The sequence below is a fragment of the Echinicola pacifica DSM 19836 genome, assembly GCF_000373245.1.
Taxonomy (GTDB): domain Bacteria; phylum Bacteroidota; class Bacteroidia; order Cytophagales; family Cyclobacteriaceae; genus Echinicola; species Echinicola pacifica.
Genome location: NZ_KB890755.1, coordinates 32,285 through 53,444, shown reverse-complemented (window position 1 = coordinate 53,444; position 21,160 = coordinate 32,285). Strand labels below are relative to the sequence as shown.

General features: G+C 44.7%; 7 protein-coding genes. All 7 read left to right on the top strand.

Annotation, left to right across the window (positions count from 1 at the left end; translation table 11 throughout):
• The first annotated feature begins 533 nt into the window (after positions 1-533).
• The 7 genes from B050_RS0116220 to B050_RS0116185 all read left to right on the top strand — a co-directional run bounded on the left by B050_RS0116220 (position 534) and on the right by B050_RS0116185 (position 21,108).
• A complete protein-coding gene (locus B050_RS0116220; RefSeq protein WP_083923293.1) occupies positions 534-7,133 on the top strand; it encodes an MBG domain-containing protein in 6,600 nt (2,199 codons plus the stop codon).
• 34 nt (positions 7,134-7,167) lie between these two features.
• Positions 7,168-8,124, top strand: a complete 957-nt coding sequence (locus tag B050_RS0116215; RefSeq protein WP_018474999.1) for a PorP/SprF family type IX secretion system membrane protein — start codon at positions 7,168-7,170, stop codon at positions 8,122-8,124.
• Positions 8,125-8,659: 535 nt separating this feature from the next.
• Positions 8,660-9,223: an RNA polymerase sigma factor gene (locus B050_RS0116210; RefSeq protein ID WP_018474998.1), complete on the top strand. Its 564-nt coding sequence runs from the start codon at positions 8,660-8,662 to the stop codon at positions 9,221-9,223.
• Between the two features lie 704 nt (positions 9,224-9,927).
• The gene (locus B050_RS0116200; RefSeq protein WP_018474996.1) at positions 9,928-10,938 is read left to right on the top strand and encodes a FecR family protein; all 1,011 of its coding nucleotides are present in this window, start codon (positions 9,928-9,930) and stop codon (positions 10,936-10,938) included.
• A gap of 113 nt (positions 10,939-11,051) precedes the next feature.
• Entirely contained in the window at positions 11,052-14,537 is a 3,486-nt protein-coding gene (locus B050_RS0116195; protein ID WP_229802397.1) for a SusC/RagA family TonB-linked outer membrane protein, read from the top strand.
• 11 nt (positions 14,538-14,548) lie between these two features.
• Positions 14,549-16,546 (top strand): RagB/SusD family nutrient uptake outer membrane protein, encoded by a 1,998-nt coding sequence (locus tag B050_RS0116190; protein WP_018474994.1) that lies wholly within the window; start codon positions 14,549-14,551, stop codon positions 16,544-16,546.
• Between the two features lie 617 nt (positions 16,547-17,163).
• Positions 17,164-21,108, top strand: coding sequence for a PAS domain-containing hybrid sensor histidine kinase/response regulator (locus tag B050_RS0116185; protein WP_018474993.1), 3,945 nt, complete (start codon positions 17,164-17,166; stop codon positions 21,106-21,108).
• Positions 21,109-21,160 lie beyond the last annotated feature (52 nt).

Genomic DNA, 21,160 nt, shown 5'->3' with positions numbered 1-21,160 from the left:
TTGAATGGGGTTTTAACGCTGAGGTTAGTTATAAATACTTCTATATGAGTATTTTATCTTAATTAGGCCAGTGCTTCGTTGTGGTGAGCAACCCTATGTTTTAAGTGCAAATCACCTAAAGTAAGGGTTACGGATGCTGAGAATAGATCAGAAAAATATTTTGCTATTGCGGAAAATGAGGATTTTTTATTGCGAATCCAGAGGGGCTTTCCGAGATTTATAAGGCAAAATTCCGAAAATATTATTTGTAATCATTATAAATTAGGTAAAAATCACCTAAAGTTTCATTTTTGTAAGCACGAGTTTAAATTGCATTTTTTGCTTTTCAAGATATTGAAATTGGATTATGGTCGTAATTGTGCTGTTTATTCATTAAAACTACCTTTTGGTTTACAGGTGGTGAGGGGCAATAAGTTTTCGAGCTAGGCTTATTTTTCTTAAAATTGTACAATGAATTATTGGATCACCAACTCCTCGAATTCAGATTTTCACTCACGAACACTATTTATTTAAATTTCAATAAACCAACTATTATGGTGCAAAGCTACTCTCAAAAAGGGCTTAAGGGAATCGTATGTCTCTTTCGTTCTGTTTTCCAGAGCCTTATTCCTGGCCTGATTCTCAATCGGCCAATTAGGCTGCTCCGTTTGGCGATGTGCCTAATATTTGTTCATCAAGGCGTAATTTTTACCTGCCTCAATGCCAAAAGCCTTCCTGCTACCAGTCTTCGAGTAGGTACGGCCCCTGCTGATCAGGATTTTGAAGGGGCCACCGCTAATGGTAGTGATAACAATAAAATAATCGGTGCATTACGATTTATAGGGTTAAACTATTCGAGAATAGAGTCTGGTTCCCCGGGGATGCCGCCCTCCTTTTCTGGCAGCTACTTCTCTATGGAATCATGGGAAGGAACTGTGGGCTCCGCGGTTATAGAATCGGTTGATCTATCGAATGATTTTAAATTGAATTCCTTCAGTTTAATGATCGATTTATCGGGGACTCGCTATACCGATGAAATTGAACTTATTGGATATAATGATAATTTAGAAAAGGTAAGAGTAAGTTTTAGGCCATATGTAACAGGAAGTTATGGCACTGGAAGTAATAGGGTCGCCTTCAATTCTGAAAGCACAGATAATATTGCCGGAAATTTGAATTTTTCGGGTACTGATTGGGCTAATATCGATAGGATACAGGTATATGCTAATAATATCCCTATGCCATTTTTCTATATGCTTTTCGATAATTTCGATTTTGATGAGGCGCAGTCGGCTGCCCTGCCAACTCTCACAAGTAATTCTCCAGCGTCCTCCATTGGGGTCAATTCGGCTCAGATGGGTGGTAATATATCCGATGATGGTGGTGCCACAGTTACCGAAAGAGGCTTAGTGTATTCTTATTCTACGAATAATCCAGTAATCAATGGGGATGAAACGGATAAGAAGGAAATCGGCTCTGGATCAGGAGCTTTTTCCTCCACTATCACAGACCTTAGTCCTAATACCACCTATTATTATCGAGCTTATGCCACGAATTCGGTGGGCACTGCCTACGGAAATGTGGTGAACTTTACGACCAAAGACTACGATGAAGATGGAAATGTAACGGCCGCTTCTGGTGTGGCCGAGCCCGTGAGTCTGCCAAGTACGGCGGACAGCTATGAAGAGGCCGTGAGCCTATTTGATTTTACCCTTTCTGACGGAGGTACAAATGATGACTTACCCCTGATCGTGACAGATATTTCCATGGTGGTGGGAGGAACGAGCACCTCTGCAGATAGAGCGAAAATCACCTATATACTTTCGGGACCCGATGAAGTGAAAGCGGAAGGGGTTTATGATCCATCACATAATCTGCTTTTATTTCGAGACCTCAAAATTTCCGTGGCGGATGGCAGCTCTGAGGTATATACCCTGCAAGCCTTTTATAATGACAATACAGGATTGACTGATGGTCATACGCTTATTTTCAATATAGAAGAAAATTACTTTATTGAAGTGGGTAAGTATGGCACCCAGGTGGGAGAAATCACCGCACTCAATAATGGTACAGGCACAAAGATGGAGGTCGAAGCCTCTCGCCTGGTATTTAGTACTCAGCCGGGATATACAGTGTCAGGGGTCGTTCTCTCTAGCCCCCCTGTCGTAAAGGCGGTGGATGCCTTTGGTAATACTGACCTTGATTTTATCGAAACTATCACCTTAACCGAGGCAAGCCCAGGATCACTTTCAGGGAATTCAGTAAGCTCCATCAAGGGGGTCGCTTCCTTTAATGCACTGACTTATTTTGCCACGGCGGATCAAGAATCCTATACCCTATACGCTAATGATCAGGATGGAGTGGGAACTAACTTTGATCTAATAGAGTCAAATAGCGTGGTGGCCGATGTGGTGGCCACCAAAATGGTGTTTAGCACTCAGCCTGCACCTCTAAGCATTACCTCAGGAGAGAGTACCGCATTTACCACCGTCCCACAATTGGCCGCCGTGAATAAGGAAGGCCTCGTCGATACGGGATATGAAACACCCATTTCTCTCTTTATCCTGGGTGGTACAGGGGTAAAACTCCAAGGCTCAGGGGACACGGACTATAACACAAACACTGTCACTGTGGCGGGCAAAAATGGTGTGGTAAGCTATTCAGACCTATCGATTACCTATACAAATGAATCCTCCGATGATGAGTTAATTAAATTCGCAGCTTATAATACTCATTTTAGTGCAGTATTCAGTGATGCCCTCACCTCGGTATTTCCCGCCGCGAAGGTAAGCTCCGTCTTGGTGCCGGCCAATGCTACCTATGTTGCTGGGCAGTCCCTGGATTTTACCGTCAACTTTGATCAAGCCCTGAGCATAAATACTTCTGGAGGAACTCCTGCAATAGAATTGACCATCGGTGAGGAAACCAGATCCGCTGCATATATCGCAGGATCGGGCAGTAGTTCATTGATGTTTAGATATACGGTAGCTTCTGGTGATAGGGATACAGATGGATTAAGTATCAAGAGCCTTGCCGCCAATGGAGGCCTGCTGCAATCTGGTAGCCCCGGTAAAGCGGCCAACTTAAGCTTGAATAATGTAGGGGCCACCATTGGGGTGAAAGTAGATGCCCAAGGTCCGGAAGGATATAGCGTAGCGATGGATCAGGCTACATATGCATTGAATAACCATAAAGAAGCGAGTTTCACCATTTCTGATGGAGAGATCGGTGCAAGCTATACCTATTCCTATTCCAATCCTGATTTCCCGGGTACTGTGACAGGTGCTGGTACCATTACTTCAGCTAGTCAGCAGGTGAGCGAAATTGATATATCGGCCTTGAAGGATGGGATCATTAATCTGTCGCTTGTACTGACCGATAGCTATAATAATAAAGGAAAAACGGCTCAGGCCCAATCGGTGAAAGATACCGCGCCTCCTTCGGGATATGGGATTAACCTTTACTCTGATTTTACCAGCTATATCAATAAGCGATTAGTAAAAGGAGTGAAGTTCACAGGAACCGATTTAGTGGAGAAAACCACCCTGACTTATAAAATATCTAGCGAAAATGGTGGGGAGGAGATAACGGGATCTTTGGAAGTAAGCTCGGTTACTCAGAATATTGATAATTCTGGAAGAGGTTTTGACCTGTCGGGCTTAAATGAGGGCCTAATCACTTTTGAGTTTTACCTAAGTGATACTTATGGCAATAAGGGTGAGGTGGTAAGTGTTCAGTCTATCAAGGACACGGAGGCTCCAGCTGATTATAGTTTTATATTGGATTCTGAGCTTATCGGCGCCAACACCGATTACCTCTTCTCCTTTCTCTTAAAAGTGTCAGAAGTAGAGGTTCAGCTTGAATATGCTTTGATTCAGGATGAGTTTGAGACTGAGCCATTAGTTTATGATAGGAAAATTATCCTTCTGAATGAAGAGAGGTATAGCCATTCGATCAAAGGATCTCCCGACGGAGAAACGGCCCTGATCGCTGTGTTTACAGATAAGGCGGGGAATGAAAGTGAGTTTTTCTTAAAGTCATTCCTCATCGATCAGACCGCCCCGTCAGGTCATGAGTTGAGCTTTGATCAGGAGATGATAGGGCGGGAAAATCAGACTGCGGCAAGCTTCACCATCACCAATGCGGAGATAGGGGCAAGTTATTCTTATATCATCTCCAGTGATGGAGGAGGGGAGAATGTGACGGGTTCAGGCACCCTGACCGAAGCTAAAACGCAGCTTGCCGGGATAGATTTATCAGGATTGGCCGAAGGCAAATTAAGCCTATCGCTGGTGCTCACCGATAAGGCTGAGAACAGAAGTAAGGCCGTGGAAGCATCCATTAATAAGAGATTGAATGTGGCTCCAGTGGCCAGGGAAGTTTATATCTATGGTGAGGCCAACGTAGGTGAAGTATTGCATGGCAACTATATCTATACCGATGCCGATATGGATAGGGAGTTAGCTTCCACCTTCCAGTGGTTCAGAGCCACTGATGCAGAAGGAACCGATGCAAGTCCAATAGCGGACCAAAACCGTGGGGTATATACGCTCACCGAGGAAGATAGAGGGTATTTTGTGTCATTTGAAGTCAAGCCAAGTGATGGGCAGGACGAAGGTGAAAGTGTTAGAAGTAAGTGGTTTGGACTGGTAAAGGCCAACCAAGAGATTGCTTTCAAGGAAATTCCAGTGCAAACCTACGGTGGAGCTATGATTAGCCTTGGGGCTGCACAAACAGACCAAAATTTGGAAATCCTATATACGGCAGCTGATCCAAGTATCATTGCTATTTCGGGAAATCAGGCGACTATACTTAAAGCAGGAAGCACAGAAATCACCGCTAGTCAAGCAGGAGATGATCTGACCAACCCAGCACCTTCCCTCATACAGACCGTGGTGGTCAATAAGGCGCCACTGGACATCAGGGTGAGCCTTGCATCAAAAATATATGGGGCTATGGATCCTGCATTTGAAGTGCAGATCACTGGTTACCAAAATGAGGATAATGCATCAGCCCTCGAAGGGGAGCTCAGCTATACTCGCGAAGAAGGAGAGGCTGTCGGGGCTTATGCGATCAAGGCCTCAGGCTTAAGCTCTGCCAATTATGAACTATCCTATACTGCAGGAAGCCTCAGCATTGCGCCAGCGAAACTCAGCATAATGGTGGCTGACCAGGCTAAAGTCTATAGCGAATCTGACCCATCAAATGCGGTAAGCTACGAAGGCTTCCGCAGGGAAGATGGAGCAGCGGATCTGGAAGGAGCCTTGGAATATACTCGTGAAGAAGGAGAGGCTGTCGGGACTTATGCGATCAAAGCCTCAGGCTTAAGCTCTGCCAATTATGAACTATCCTATACTGCAGGAAGTCTCAGCATTGCGCCAGCGAAACTCAGCATAATGGTGGCTGACCAGGCTAAAGTCTATGGCGAATCTGACCCATCAAATGCGGTAAGCTACGAAGGCTTCCAGCAGGAAGATGGAGCAGCGGATCTGGAAGGAGCCTTGGAATATACTCGCGAAGAAGGAGAAGTTGTCGGGACTTATGCGATCAAAGCCTCAGGCTTAAGCTCTACCAACTATGAACTATCCTATACTGCAGGAAGCCTCAGCATTGCGCCAGCGAAACTCAGCATAATGGTGGCTGACCAGGCTAAGGTCTATGGCGAATCTGACCCATCAAATGCGGTAAGCTACGAAGGCTTCCGNAGGGAAGATGGAGCAGCGGATCTGGAAGGAGCCTTGGAATATACTCGCGAAGAAGGAGAGGCTGTCGGGGCTTATGCGANNAAAGCCTCAGGCTTAAGCTCTGCCAATTATGAACTATCCTATACNGNAGGAAGCCTCAGCATTGCGCCAGCGAAACTCAGCATAATNGTGGCTGACCAGGCTAANGTCTATGGCGAATCTGACCCATCAAATGCGGTAAGCTACGAAGGCTTNCGNAGGGAAGATGGAGCAGCGGATCTGGAAGGAGCCTTGGAATATACTCGCGAAGAAGGAGAGGCTGTCGGGGCTTATGCGATTAAAGCCTCAGGCTTAAGCTCTGCCAATTATGAACTTAGCTATGAAACGGGAGTTTTGGAAATTGCTAAGGCCGAATTGACGGTAATTGCAGATGCTAAAACGAAGGTGTTTGGAATGAGCGATCCGTCCTTAAGCTACCAGCTTACTGGCTTACAGTGGGATGAATCAGCGACTATGATAAGTGGGGATTTACAAAGAGAGGCAGGAGAAAAAGTGGGACAATACGCGATCAGTCAGGGGTCGCTAAGTGCTGGTGGCAATTATAATATAGCATTTACGCCGGCCCTATTCACTATAGAGGCTAGGATCATCGAGGAAGTATATCCATCGGGAAGCTTGGAAGCCGATTGGGGGGCGGAGCTTGCTGAGCTGGCGCTGCCAGGCACCGTGCTGGTACGTACCGAAAATGACGAGCTGATCAATCTGCCTGTTCAGTGGAATACCAATGGGCTGAATTTGAGAAGCAGAGGAACCTATGCGGTGTCGGGCAAGGTACTATTGTCTGAGGGAATATCCACTCAGGAGGTACCAGCGGCGAGTATTGAGATAGTGGTGAAGGCCAAGGCGGCTCCGAAGAATATACTTTTGACCAATAATTCATTCAAAGCGGATCGTAAAAGCAGTCAGATTGCCATTGGATCTTTGGAGATCGTGGATGATGCAGATGATGAGCACCAGCTGGAATTGGTTTCCGGAGTGGCAGATAACTCCCTATTTGGAATTGCTGATGGGATGCTATACTGGATGAGTGCGGCGCCATTGGCTGGCCAGACGAGCTTCAGCATCATGGTGGCGGTGACCGATGCAGATGGAAACCGAGTGGAGCGTGAGTTTGAGATATCCCGTCTGCGCATCTCCCTGAAGGATATCGAGATATTCAACACCTTCACGCCGAATGGTGACGGGGACAATGACACCTGGCAGGTGCCTGATCTGAAGTACTATAGTGATGTACGGGTGATGATTTATGAAAGAAGTGGAAAGCGGGTGTTTATCACCTATGATGCCACTAAAGGATGGGACGGAAATAGCGAAGGCAAGCAGATGGCTCCTGGGTCTTATTTCTGGGTAGTGGAAACTGGTGAGACAGGAGAAGTTCGCCGAGGCACCCTGAATCTTTTGAGAAATTAATATCCCCTGTTTTACCAAAAACTAATTCGATCCAATGAAAAATATAGCAATAACTATAATCTGTTTGCTACTGGTGGGACCTATCTCCGCTGTGGCACAGTCTAGAAAATATGTCAGTCAGTTTAGCTTCTTCCAAAGTTACTTTAACCCCGGATTAACGGGCTATGAGGGAAGCACTATTCGAGGCTTTGTGAGAAATCAGTGGGGCGGCTATGAGGGTGCTCCCAAGTCGGCTTTTGTGAGTGCAGAGCTAGATTTTGCCGAGATGAAGGGCCAAACCGACCCTGCTCTTTTGGGAAAGAATGCCGCTAGTCTCAACTTGTTTTATGACAGTTATGGGGCTTTTCGGGAGACCAGCTTGGTGGGAGGCTATGCCAGCCGGGTAAGGATAAGCCAAAAGCATAATTTGCGACTGGGGGCAGGCGTAAGCTATACCAATGTCCGCCTGGATGGTGGATCCATGACCACTGAGCAGCAGAATGATGGAGTGCTAAGCCAGTATATTGGAGGATTTTCGAATATGCAAATAGTTGATTTTAACCTTGGGCTGGCGCTGACGCATGCTAATTATTACCTGTCCTACGCTATGCATGGGGTGAATAGCGGCAGAATATCCTCTGGTGATGACTTTCTCAGTGAGCATCCGGTCTCTTATATCGTGCAGGCAGGATATCGGGAAGCGCTGACCAAGGATGTGTCGGTAATCGGGAATGTATTCTACCGGGCACAGGAGGGATATTCAGACAATATTGAGTTTAACCTGAAAGCCCTTTTGATGGATAAGATCTGGCTGGGTGCCGGCCATAGGATAGACTATGCCAATAGCCTTCAGATGGGAATAGTGCTTCAGAAAATGAAGTTTGGCTATGTCTATGAAACCCCTACCAATAAGAGCTACCTACTTCCTTCCAATACCCATGAATTTGTGCTGATCTATAACCTGTTTAAAGTGAATAAAAGGAGCAATCCTAAAGAAGTATTGATCTGGTAGAATATTCCAGTTGAGATTATAAAATCCCCTTCGGAGCCAGTAGGTTCTGAAGGGGATTTTTTTTTACCTCCTTCGAAAAGTGGGGAAAATAGTAATGAATTCCTTTAGTAATTTTTCAAGAATACGATTTAGGAGCTTATGCCTAAAATATAGGCATAATGAAGAATTATAATTTACAAATAATAATAAAATGAAGAATTGTCTTTATAATATGCTTTTTAGTTAAAGGTATTATCTTCAATTATAGCCTTACTTTTTTATGATTATGTAAATTATAATGAATTGAATTGATTTTTCAAATAAAATTTTCTTTAACTCTCTTTTTCTATCTGAAAAAGTTTCGTAAAGTTTCGTTTAATAAGTAAAAATGTTTTAATTGGTGTATTGTATCCATAGTGTAGAATAGGTTTTTTGACCTATTTCAGCTCGATACGGTAGGCGGGAAGGGAGACTTTAGGTCTAGTCACAGCTCAGGGGTGTATCTACCTGTATCAGGAAGATATCTCCTTATGAAAGGAATTAAAACGTAGTTACCATGTCTAATTTTCAAAATGCCAGTCTGGAACAATTATGGGCGGAGGTCCTTCGTGGGGATAAGAAATCCTTTGAGAAGCTATACCGTCAGCAGGCCTCCTCATTGGTGAGGTATGGGAGGAAGTTTACCTCAGATATAGAGCTTATAGAAGATGCCATTCAGGAGACTTTTTTGAGCTTATGGACCAAGAAGGGGCAATTGGAAATAAAGAATTCTATCTCAGATTATACCTATAAGATGTTTCGCAATGAGCTAGTGCGGAAAATCACCAAAAATGCAAAGTTTGAGACCATTGATGAGCAGTATGGGGATTTTGAAACGTATATGGGGCAGGTGCTGAATGATTCGAATATTACAAACTCCAAGTTGGATGAGGTACTAAAGATGATGGATTTATTGCCCTGCAGACAGAAGGAAGCCATTTATTTGAAGTATGTGGAGAATCTGCCTTATCAGACGATCGCCGATTTGATGGAGGTGAAGATTCCTCATGTCTATAACCTTATCCATAAAGGCCTTCAAGATTTACGCGCTTTTTTTAAAGAAGCCAGGGTAAAAAAATAAACTGATATCGCACTTAAACACCTGATCAGGTACCGCAATATAAATCTCCGGGCGCTCTTAATATAACCTATTTCATTTATCATTTTTTAGCCTGTTGTGTAGGATGAAATAGGGATTTAAAATCTTGTATTTTTTTGATCCAGCAGCTCAGCCCAGTTGCCTGTCCTTGCAGGAGAATATAGGACAGAGAATAGAGCTATCATAGAGCGCTCATTGCCAGCAAATAAAATAAAATAAGCTATTCCGAGAGAGCTCTCTTGGCGATTAGGTGATAGGTCCATATCTATATATTACCATAAGAAAGGTTTCCAACCATTTGCCCAAGAACCCGCCGATTAAGGTTAGCTATTTTATGTTTTCGGGATAGATTTTTTACATCCGCTCAAAGGAAATGGGCAGAAAGGGTATATATCTGGCAGAAAAAGAATGGGTGAGTTTTGCTGAATTGATAATCGTTCAGCTTGTGTAATAGATATTTTGCAGTTGAAAACACTGATTTTTAATGATTGTGTAAATAATTATTTTTTTATGGCATCATAGATGAGATTTTAGAATTGCCAATACTCTTAAGGGGGAAAAATAACAAATACCGATTTCTGCAAGTGTGGATTTTCCTGAGTCAAAAGCTAAACCAAGGCAAACAGAGGGAAGGTGGAGAGTATAGTTTTCGCTAGCAATCGGGTTTTTAATTTAAGGTGTAAACTATGGATTTCCCTAAGGATATTGATCATTTTCTAAAGCAGGAATCATTCAAGGAATGGGTGTTTCGGACCAACGAGCGCTCCGTCAGGTACTGGGAGGACTATTACGAGCAGCATCCTATGGATCGCCTTGTGATGGAAGATGCGGCGAGCATATTGGAAGGATTTCATCAACATGGCACGGAGTGGAGCAGCAGCTCGGAGGATAAGCTATGGGCAAGGATAGACCATGAGATAGGGGGTGATAAGCCCTTAGTGAAGAGGATGAAACGAAAAAGACCTGTGGCAATGATGATAGCGGCTCTGCTATTTGGTTTAGGGCTGATATCGGGATTATACCATTTGGTGCCTATGGAAGGAGAAGTCGATACGGTGAGGCAAGCCGAGCTGATTATCCGATCCAATCCTAAGGGGCAAAAAACCAAAATTCATATGCCAGATGGAAGTAGTGTTTATCTTAATTCAGAGAGTGAACTAAAGTATTCCTCCGACTTCGGCATTTCCAACAGGGATATCTATTTGGTAGGAGAGGCTTTTTTTAAGGTAGAGTCCAATAAGGAGCTGCCGTTCATCGTCCATTCCCAAAATCTTTCCACGCGTGCAGTAGGCACTGAATTTAATGTCAATGCCTATCCCTACGAAAGTGAGAAGGTACAGCTAGTAGAGGGGGAGGTTTTGGTATATACAGAGGATCAGTCTCTGACCCTGAATGCAGGTGAGGAAACCTTATTTCATCCCGAGAAGGCAATGACCATTGTACAGTTTGAATTAGCCGCAGCAATGGCCTGGACGGAGGGGGAAATAGTTTTTCGCCGTGCCAATATGAGAGAAATCCAGACGGTACTCGAGCGCTGGTACGATGTGGAGATACGCGTGGAAAATGCAGACCAGCAACCCATAAGATATAATGGAGACTTCCAAAAGGCGAGCTTGAAGGAAGTGCTGGAAAGCCTTTCCTACAGTTTAAAATTCAACTATACCATTCAAAATAAAAAGGTCAACATCATCTTTTAACCTAATTAATAGCCTATGAAGCAAGAGGCTATGGATCACCATGGCCAGTATCATCTAAGAAATGGGAGCAAGATAAGCCCCTCACAAAAACTCACACCAAAAACAATCTTTTTATGAAAATAGCACTACTAAAGTCGAATGGACTGGTGAAGCTATGCATGTTAGTCGCATTCATGAGTTTCATTTCTATTCACAGCCTTCTGGCCAATTCGGTTCCCACCCAGGGAGCAGATAAGATCTCTGAGGTGAATGTATCCCTAAAGGCGAATAATCAAAGTCTGGAGAAGCTTCTTGGCGAAATCACTACCCAGACAGGCTTTAAATTCAACTATAATGAGGCAGCCGTGGATATGGCTCAGAAAGTAAGCCTCACGGTGAAGGACAAGTCTGTAGAATACGTTTTAATTTATTTAGCCCAAAACCACCAGCTGACATTCAAGCAGGTGAACCAAATCATCAATATAGGTACAAACCAGAAGGCTCAAGTGGCCGTGGAGGAAAAGGAAATTAAGGGTACTGTAACCGATGAAACGAATTTGCCCATACCTGGGGTGACGGTCGTCTCAAAGAATAACGGCACAGGTACTGTGACGGATATCGATGGTCACTATACCATTGAGGCCTCAGAAGGGGATGTATTGACTTTTTCCTTTATAGGCTATGAGGCGCAGCAGGTGACGGTAGGCGCTGCTTCTACACTTGATGTCAAGCTGCGTGAAGACTTACAAAGCCTCGAAGAGGTGGTCGTAGTAGGGTTTGGAGAGCAAAAGAAGGCCAATCTTACCGGAGCTGTGGCCACTGTAGATGCCAAGGTGCTGGAATCACGGCCTGTACAGAATGTAGGTCAGATGCTTCAAGGCGTGGTGCCAGGGTTGAATATCCAGACCGCAGGCTTAGGGGGTGAGCTCAATCAAAGTATGAGCTTCAATATACGTGGAGCAGGGACGATAGGCTCAGGGTCAAATTCCTCCCCATTGGTATTGATCGATGGCATGGACGGCGATCTGAACGCCCTCAATCCTCAGGATATCGAGTCGGTGACGGTGCTAAAAGATGCCGCTGCAGCCTCTGTATATGGCTCAAGAGCAGCCTTTGGGGTGATCCTCATCACCACCAAAAGCGGTAAGGATGGCAAGGCAAAGGTGAACTATTCCAGCAATTTCAGATTCTCTAAGCCTATGGGTTTACCCGATATGTTGGATTCCTATAAGTTTGCCCTATACTATAATGAAGCCGCTCTAAATGCCGGACAAGGTGCCTTATTCAGTGAGGATGCCTTAGACAGAATCCTCCGGTATCAACGTGGAGAGATTACCGATAGCACCATTCCTAATGAAAATGGCGACCAGTGGCAGTATTACTCTGGCTCCAATGGCAATACTGATTGGTTTAAGGAACAATATAAATCCACCTCCTTCTCCCAGGAGCATAACCTAAGCGTAAATGGAGGCAGCGAGGCTGCCAGATACTATATTTCTGCCAACTACCTGGATCAAGGAGGTCTCACCAGGCATGGTGGGGACAACTTCAACCGATATTCCCTGGCGGGAAAGTTTAATTTTAAATTGAGCGATAAGATCCAATTTGATTATAATAATCGATTTGTGAGAGAGTACTTTACCAAGGCTAATCACCTTAACTCCCTATTTTACCATAATGTGGCCCGCAGATGGCCTACCGTTCCGGTGTATGACCCTAATGGATTTTATTCTTACCCTAGTGAGATCAATCAAATGAGACAGGGTGGACGGGTAAATAACTATGAGGATCAATATTACCTTCAGGGAAAAATCACCTATACTCCTGCCAAAAACTGGAATATCTACGCCAGTGGGAACTATAGTATTACCAATATAAATAACTCTTCCAATACATTGCCGGCCTTTGCCTATGATGTGGCGGGTGAGGGATACCCGATCTCTGTTTCCTATTCTGCTCCAGGTCAGACAGAAGTTTATGAGTATAATCGCAAAGCCAATTATTTTACCTCTAATATATACTCAGATTATACCTGGGTGCTGGGATCGGATCATAATTTTAAGGTGATGGCAGGTTTCAATTCAGAATTGAATAAATACCGGGACCTTAGTGCCGGGCGTACAGGCTTGATTACGCCAGAGGTGGTCTCTATAAATACCGCTACGGACAACTTTACCAACGGGGGCGCCTATAATCATTGGGCAACAGCAGGTTTCTTTGGTCGGTTAAATTATAATTATAAAGAGAAATACTTCGTGGAGCTCAATACCAGATATGATGGTTCCAGTCGATTTACCCGTGAGAAGCGATGGAATCTCTTCAATTCATTCTCTGCGGGATGGAATTTGGCGAGGGAGAATTTCTGGCAAATCGATCAGGTGTCCATGCTGAAGATACGTGGCTCCTATGGTGAGCTCGGAAATCAAAACACCAGCAGCTGGTATCCGTTTTACCTCTCGCAGCCTTTCCAGGTAAATTCTGGCTCCTGGCTTGTCAATGGTATCCGTCCAAATACCGCCTCTGCTCCGGGGATTGTGAGTACTTCCATGACCTGGGAGCGCGTGAAGTCTTATAATATCGGCTTGGATCTTGGTCTTTTGGATAATCGCCTGATTGTCAATTTTGATTATTTCAACCGATATACATTGGATATGGTGGGCCCTGCAAAGGAGCTACCCCTTATCCTTGGTACTGGTGTACCTAGAATTAATAATGCCGATCTGAAAACCTATGGCTTTGAGCTCGAGGTCAACTGGAAGGATGATATTGGAGACTTATTTTACCATGTGAGAGGTGTGCTCTCGGATGATCAGATGGTCGTGACGAAGTTTCCGAATGAGACTGGAAATATTGGTCAATGGTATGACAATAGTAAAGCGGGACAAATCTGGGGTTATACCACAGTGGGCATTGCTAAGACCCAAGCGGAGATGGATACCCATCTAGAAACCACGAGTCAGAATCAAATGGGCTCAAACTGGCAAGCGGGAGATATCATGTATGCAGATCTGAATGGAGATGGCACCATAAACTCTGGCAGCAGTACTCTTTCTGATCTAGGTGACCGGTCGGTAATTGGGAATACCACTCCACGCTATCGCTATGGCCTGGACATCAATGCCAACTATAAGAATTTTGACTTGAGGATCTTCTTCCAGGGAGTAGGCAAGCGCGATTGGATGCCAAATGGCGCTTATTTCTGGGGTGCTTCAGGCCAGAATCAGTGGCAAGCGGCCGGGTTTGAGGAGCATATGGACTTCTTCAGAGACGAAAACTCCCCAATGGTACAGGCCGGCGTGGCCGAGGTTAATTTAGATTCTTATTTCCCAAGACCTACTTTTAATCAGGGGAGAAACAACTATACCCAGTCCAGATATATCCAGAATGCTTCTTATTTAAGGTTGAAAAACCTTCAGGTAGGTTATTCCCTGCCCACTAGTGTGCTATCAAAAGTTAAGGTGGCCAATGTGCGCATATATGTATCGGGAGAAAACCTCCTGACCTTCACCAAGATGTCTAAGATATTTGATCCGGAGACTGTGGGTCTGAGTGGATGGAGTGATGGTAAGACCTATCCTTTTTCTACGGTTTACTCATGCGGAATAAATGTTAATTTCTAAATCTGACTCCTATGAATTTATATAAAATCAAAAATACGCTGATGGCATGTGCCTTTGGAGCATTGTTGCCGCTCGCTGGATGCAATGATTATCTGGACCGCGCCCCGCTTTCGGAGGTGACGCCAGATGCCTTCTTACTTACTGAGGCCGATCTAGCCGCTTATACCGTAGGCGCTTACCAGTTTCCATCCCATGTAGGCTTCAGTTTAGGGACTTTTGGGATAGATAATGGCACTGATAATCAGGCTACCACCAATGCCTCAAATATCTGGGTTCCGGGAGAAAAAAGAGTTTCTCAGACCGGCGGGGCTTGGTCCTTCACGTCCATTCGTAATATCAATTATTTTATTAATAAGTCAGTGGACAACTGGCAGGCAGGAAAGCTGATCGGTAATTCTAACAATATTGAGCATTATATAGGCGAGGGATATTTCCTCAGGGCTTACGAATATTTCAATAAGCTGCAGTCCTTAGGAGACTTCCCGATAGTAAAGTCCACCCTGCCGGATGAGGAAGATATCCTGGTGGAGTCCTCCAGGAGAGACCCACGGAATGAGGTGGCCAGATTTATCCTTGCCGATTTGGATTCAGCCATTATGCTGATGAATAATGCGCCTTCTGGAGGCAAAAACCGGTTGACCCAAAACGCGGCCTTACTCCTGAAATCCAGGGTTGGGCTGTATGAGGGTTCATGGCTGACGTATCATAAAGGTACCGCTCATGTTCCTGGTGGTCCAGGATGGCCTGGCGCCGATTATAATGAAGGCTTTACTATTGATATTGATAGTGAAATCGACTTTTTCCTTTCCGAAGCTATGGATGCGGCCAAATTACTCGCCGATGCGGTTCCTTTGGAGGTAAACTATAAGGACAATGGCTATGACTCTTCCGAGAATCCTTACTTTAGGATGTTTTCCTCCGAGGATTTATCAGGCTATGAGGAGGTGTTGTTTTGGAGAGATTATGACCCTTCACTAGGGATCAATCATAGCCTGAATGCCTACCTCAACCGAAATGGAGGGAATTCTGGATATACCCGTGAATTTGTGGATAATGTACTGATGGAAAATGGTCTGCCTATCTATGCCTCAGGTTCCGGGTATCAGGGGGACGATTATATCAGTGATGTGAAAGAAGGTCGTGATAATAGGTTGCAGCTATTTATGAAAGCCCCTGGCGAACTGCGCTTGCTCGATAGAGTAAATAATGACGGCAGCCCGCTTTTGATAGACAATCCTAATATTCTGGACCTGATAGAGAGCAGATATGTGACGGGTTATGGTCTCAAAAAGGGTTTTACGTATTTTTTCCAACAATCAGAAGGTAACCAAGGAAGTGTAGGCTGTATCGTCTTCCGCGCCACAGAGGCCTATCTCAATTATATCGAGGCTTCCTATATCAAGGAAGGGCTGGTCAATGCCACTGCAAAGGGCTATTGGGAAGCAATCAGAAACCGTGGCGGGGTAAATCCTGATTTTATGGCTACGGCTAATGCCACAGATATGAGCATCGAAGCAGAAAATGACTTTGCGGCCTACTCAGCAGGCCTACTGCTTAATGATCCCATTCTCTATAATATCAGGAGAGAAAGAAGAGTGGAGCTGATGTCTGAGGGATTTAGGCTCTATGACCTCAAGCGCTGGAGAGCTCTGGACCAGTTGAAAACTCAACCGCATATTATCGAAGGGTTTAAGCTTTGGGGACCTATGAAAGCGTGGTACACCGACGAGGAGACAGGGGAAACCTCCCTGATTACTCCCGAGGATGGGGGAACTCCGAATGTTTCCAGCCCTAGCGAAAGTCAATATATCCGTCCCTATCGGGTGGTATTGGCAGAGACCAACCTCGTGAAAGATGGATATAGCTGGGCCTATGCCCATTACCTGGAGCCTATCGCTGTGCAGCACTTTATCATCAGCACACCTGATAAGTCGGGGAATCCTGATAACTCGGTGATTTATCAGAATCCATACTGGACTACGAATGCAAATAGTGGAGCAGTAGAATAATTTAATAAATACAATAAATAGGGTTTAACAGACGTAAAAGGCTACCTGTCCTCTTGATTTTTTCTGTTTATGGATTGCATTATTTGGCAATTCTGACTGGGAAAAAACAAGGAGATTTGGGTAGCCTTTTCTTTGTTTCTGAGCTAATATAATAGGCCTCTGTTTTAGCATATCTAATACCACTTTTTTTTATGGGATCATTCACCCTGATCTTAGTAGCCGCTTCATTTGCCTTTAAAAAAGCCTGCCCAAGGGCAAATGAATAAATTAAGATAAATGCTATTTTTTGACTTTTGATAAAATCTCTGACTTAATAAATCTATGAGCCCAAAATAATTGTATTTTTACAACTAAATTTTTTTAATACACTATAAAGTTATTGTTATACACTAATATGTTATTATAGTTTTTAGAAGCTCTTAATAGACTAAAAGGTAGGTCTAAAGCTATTTAACGATGATTTAATTGCCTATATTGAAAGAGAACTATTTCTATTTACAACTTTTCTAAGATATAATAGGGCAAAAGACTTAATTTTTTTATGCATTGAATAATATTAAAGTAGCAATAGGATTAAAGGCATTAGGGTATCAAGTTATTGATTTAAGGTTAGGCATATGAAGTATATTTGGACATCAGGGGAAGCAAAAAAGGAGGATCAGCTACAGCTGGAGAACTTATGGCGCATGGCTATGATGACCTGCTCCTGTGAGCAGAGCATTCTTTTGGTATATATCAATGGAAGCTGGCGGATTTTCCATCAGGAGAACCTGGAGGAACCTAGCTGTAAAAAGTTTCAGGTGGCGATGGACCGGCTTATGGAAAGGTACCATTCTCCTATAGTCCTCAGCGAGCCCGACGACCTACACGATCTGGGGGTGGAGGAAGCGGTGTTTTTTCCTATTGATGGGAAGCCCATCCGTGGTGCCTTTGTGGCAATCGGAAAGTTGGGGATGACCTCCTCCTCTCTGGCGATGATGAACCTGATCGTATTAGAAATAAGCGAAAAGCTAGCCGTTCTGAATAAGTATGATTTAAAATTCTACCTCAACTGGCAGTTTGATAATTTTTTCGAAAAATCCATAGGGATGATCTGTGCGCATGATTTGGAGGGTAAGTTGCTATCGGTAAATAGTGCCAGTGCTCGTAATCTGGGCTATGAGGTGGAGGAAATTATTGGTAAGTCATTGTTTGATCTTATCCCAAAACATCATCACCCCTATCTCCATCAGATACTCATCGATATCCAAAAGGATAAGATTTCCAAGGGCACCATGAAAATCCGTCATAAGGACGGCAGTTCTCGGATATGGGTGTACAATAATCTACTTCAAGAATCTCCGGATGGGCAGGAATATGTCTTAGGCAATGCCCTGGATATCACAGACCGATACCGGTTGGAGATAGAGCATGAGCGACTAAAGGAGATGCTAGAACAAACCAATAAGGCCGCGAGGGTAGGAGGCTGGGAGGTGGATATGGTCAATAATAAGATTTTCTGGACCGATATCACCTATGAGATTTATGGCCTGGACCGCAGTTTTACGCCTACTATCGAGAATTCTATTAATTTCTTTAAACCCGGAAAAAGTAGAAAAAGGATAGAGCTGGCCTTTGACACAGCGCTGAAGTTTGGTAAGAAGTATGACCTGGAACTGGAGCTTATCACTGCTCAGGGTAAGGAAATTTGGATTCGGGTGGTGGCTATTCCCGAATTCAAAAAAGGAAAGTGCGTTCGGGTATATGGTGCATTCCAGGATATTACGGATCGAAAGACCGCGGAAATGGAGATTGTTCAGACGAATAGATTATTAGCCAATGTACAGAAAGCCAGCACCGAAATAAGCATTGTCGCCACTGGGACTGATGGAATTATTACTGTTTTTAATAGTGGTGCAGAGAAGATATTAGGATACAATGCTGAGGATGTCATCGGAAAGGTAAACCCTTCCATCTTCCACGTCCCTGAGGAATTGGAGCAGAGGAGTAAAGAGCTTTCGGCGAGGTTTAAGCGAGAAATCAAGGGAATGGAGATCTTCACCGTAGTACCGGAGACCGACGGTGCCGAACTCCGTGAATGGAATTTTATCCGGAAGAAAGGGGAGATCATTCCAGTCTCGCTCGCTGTCACCGCCATGCGGGATGACTGGGGCGATGTGATCGGTTATCTGGGCATAGCTTTGAATATAAGCGAGCGTAAGGCCGCAGAGAATTTATTGGAGGATGAGAGAGCGAGACTTAGTGCCTTCGTGAAGCATGCGCCTGCCGCCGTGGCGATGTTTGATGAGGAGGTAAGGTATATTGCCTTGAGTGATCGCTGGAAGGAAGAGTACAGGCTGGAAGGCGAGGAGCTGCTTGGTAAATCACATTATGAGGTATTCAAAAACATATCTCCACGATGGAAGACCATTCACCAGCGGGCTCTGAAAGGGGAGGTGATCAGCAAAAGCGAGGAAGTATGGCGTCCACCGGGCTGGAAGGCTGACCAATACCTGCGTTGGGAGGTACGGCCTTGGCATAAGCATGACGGAACAATCGGCGGGATCATGATGCTGACACAGGACATCACCGAGTCCTGCCTACAACGAGAAAAACTCAAGGCTGCAATCGTGGTAGCAGAGGAGGCGAGCAGCTCTAAATCAGAGTTTCTCGCTAATATGAGCCATGAGATCAGAACCCCGCTGAATGGGGTGATCGGTTTTACCGACCTGGTGCTCAAGACTGACCTCACCGAGACGCAGAATCAATACCTGTCCATCGTCCATCAGTCTGCCAATGTGCTCCTTAATATCATCTCCGATATATTGGATTTTTCCAAAATCGAGGCGGGAAAATTAGAACTGGACATCGATAAGTGTGACCTCTATGAGCTGACCAATCAGGCGAGTGATATCATCACCTATGATGTGCATAAGAAGGGCTTAGAGATGCTTTTGAATATACAATCGGGCATACCGAGGTTCATCTGGGTGGACAGTGTAAGGCTCAAGCAGGTATTGGTAAATCTGCTCGGCAATGCCACGAAATTTACCCAGCAGGGAGAAATAGAACTGAAGGTGGAGATCCTTTCGGAGATAAAAGAGCTCGGACAGATGAGGCTTCGCTTCTCAGTACGTGATACGGGGATCGGTATCAAGCCTTCCAAGCAGGCTAAGATCTTCGAGGCCTTCTCACAGGAAGATATCGGCACCACCAAGAAGTACGGGGGCACCGGCTTAGGCCTTACCATCTCCAATTCCCTGCTGCAGCTGATGGATAGCCAGCTGGCTTTGGAGAGTGTGCCGGAGGAGGGAAGTACCTTTTATTTTGACCTTACGGTCCAATGTGAAGATGGCTTTCCGGTAGATGTGGAGGAGGTATTAGGCATTGATTCCGTCTTGATTGTGGATGATAATGCAAATAACCGATTGATCCTCGAGCAAATGCTATCCCTTAAAGATATCGCCTCCGCACAGGCTAAGGATGGTATCGAGGCTTTACAATTGCTGAAAGAAGGCAGTGTATACGATGTCATCCTGATGGATTATAATATGCCATATCTCAATGGGATTGAGACGATACGTAAGATTAGAGAGAATTTTGATTACCAACCCATCATATTTTTGCATTCTTCCTCCGATGATGAGGTGATCCGAAAGGCCTGCAGAGAACTGGATGTCCGCCTGAGGCTCGTAAAGCCTATCAAAATCCAGGAGATGTACCGGGCGCTGCAGCGGGTAAAGCAACAGGAGGAAATGGATGTCAGCAGCATCCTGCCTGCTAAGGCAGAAAGCCCTCGCTCCGTGCTGGCTCCTGGCACCAAGGTGATGATAGTGGAAGATAACGAAATCAACCTGCTACTCGCCAAAACAGTGGTGGCCGATCTGGCAGCGGAGGCTATCATTCTGGAAGCTCGTAATGGCTTGGAAGCCGTAGAGATATTTAAAAAAGAATGCCCCAGCCTGATATTCATGGATGTGCAGATGCCAGTGATGAATGGGTATAAGGCGACAGAGAAAATCAGGGAACTGACAGACTTGCCTCAGCCAATTATATTGGCACTGACGGCGGGGAATGTCAAAGGCGAACGGGAGAAAACCCGGGAATCAGGCATGAATGACTTTATATCAAAGCCATTTGTGGAGTCTGACCTCATTACCTTGCTTAAGAAGTGGCAACTGTTTACTGAACCTAAGCTGCCCGCTAAAACCGTGGATATACCTGAGCTGAAGTTTGAGATAGAGAAGTTCACCGCTTTCCTAGGACTGTACCAGTCGGACCAAAAAGTGATCAAGGACCTTCTGAACTCAGGCCTGAGAGAGATGAAGCATTCCAAGATCGAACTCAGTAAAATGATGGATAAAAAAGCGGGAGATATCATCCTCGCCTCCCATCGCTTATATGGGTCGGCAAGCACGCTCCAAATGGATAGTTTGGCAGACTTGGCCTTGCAAATTGAGCATTTAGAGGTATTTGACTTTACCAATGAATCTCATGTCCAAAAGATGAATCAGATGGTAAGGCTTTTGGATCTCGGCATAGCTTCCTTGGCAGCTTATATCGCATCCATAGATAAGGAGTAAAGTAAGTATCCAATTACAACTATAGATATTAAGAGTGCTGGGTCTTTCTGGA

Coding starts and splice junctions, on each gene's coding strand:
- B050_RS0116185 (WP_018474993.1), top strand. CDS start 17,164: ATGAAGTATATTTGGACATCAGGGGAAGCAAAAAAGGAGGATCAGCTA.
- B050_RS0116210 (WP_018474998.1), top strand. CDS start 8,660: ATGTCTAATTTTCAAAATGCCAGTCTGGAACAATTATGGGCGGAGGTC.
- B050_RS0116190 (WP_018474994.1), top strand. CDS start 14,549: ATGAATTTATATAAAATCAAAAATACGCTGATGGCATGTGCCTTTGGA.
- B050_RS0116215 (WP_018474999.1), top strand. CDS start 7,168: ATGAAAAATATAGCAATAACTATAATCTGTTTGCTACTGGTGGGACCT.
- B050_RS0116200 (WP_018474996.1), top strand. CDS start 9,928: ATGGATTTCCCTAAGGATATTGATCATTTTCTAAAGCAGGAATCATTC.
- B050_RS0116195 (WP_229802397.1), top strand. CDS start 11,052: ATGAAAATAGCACTACTAAAGTCGAATGGACTGGTGAAGCTATGCATG.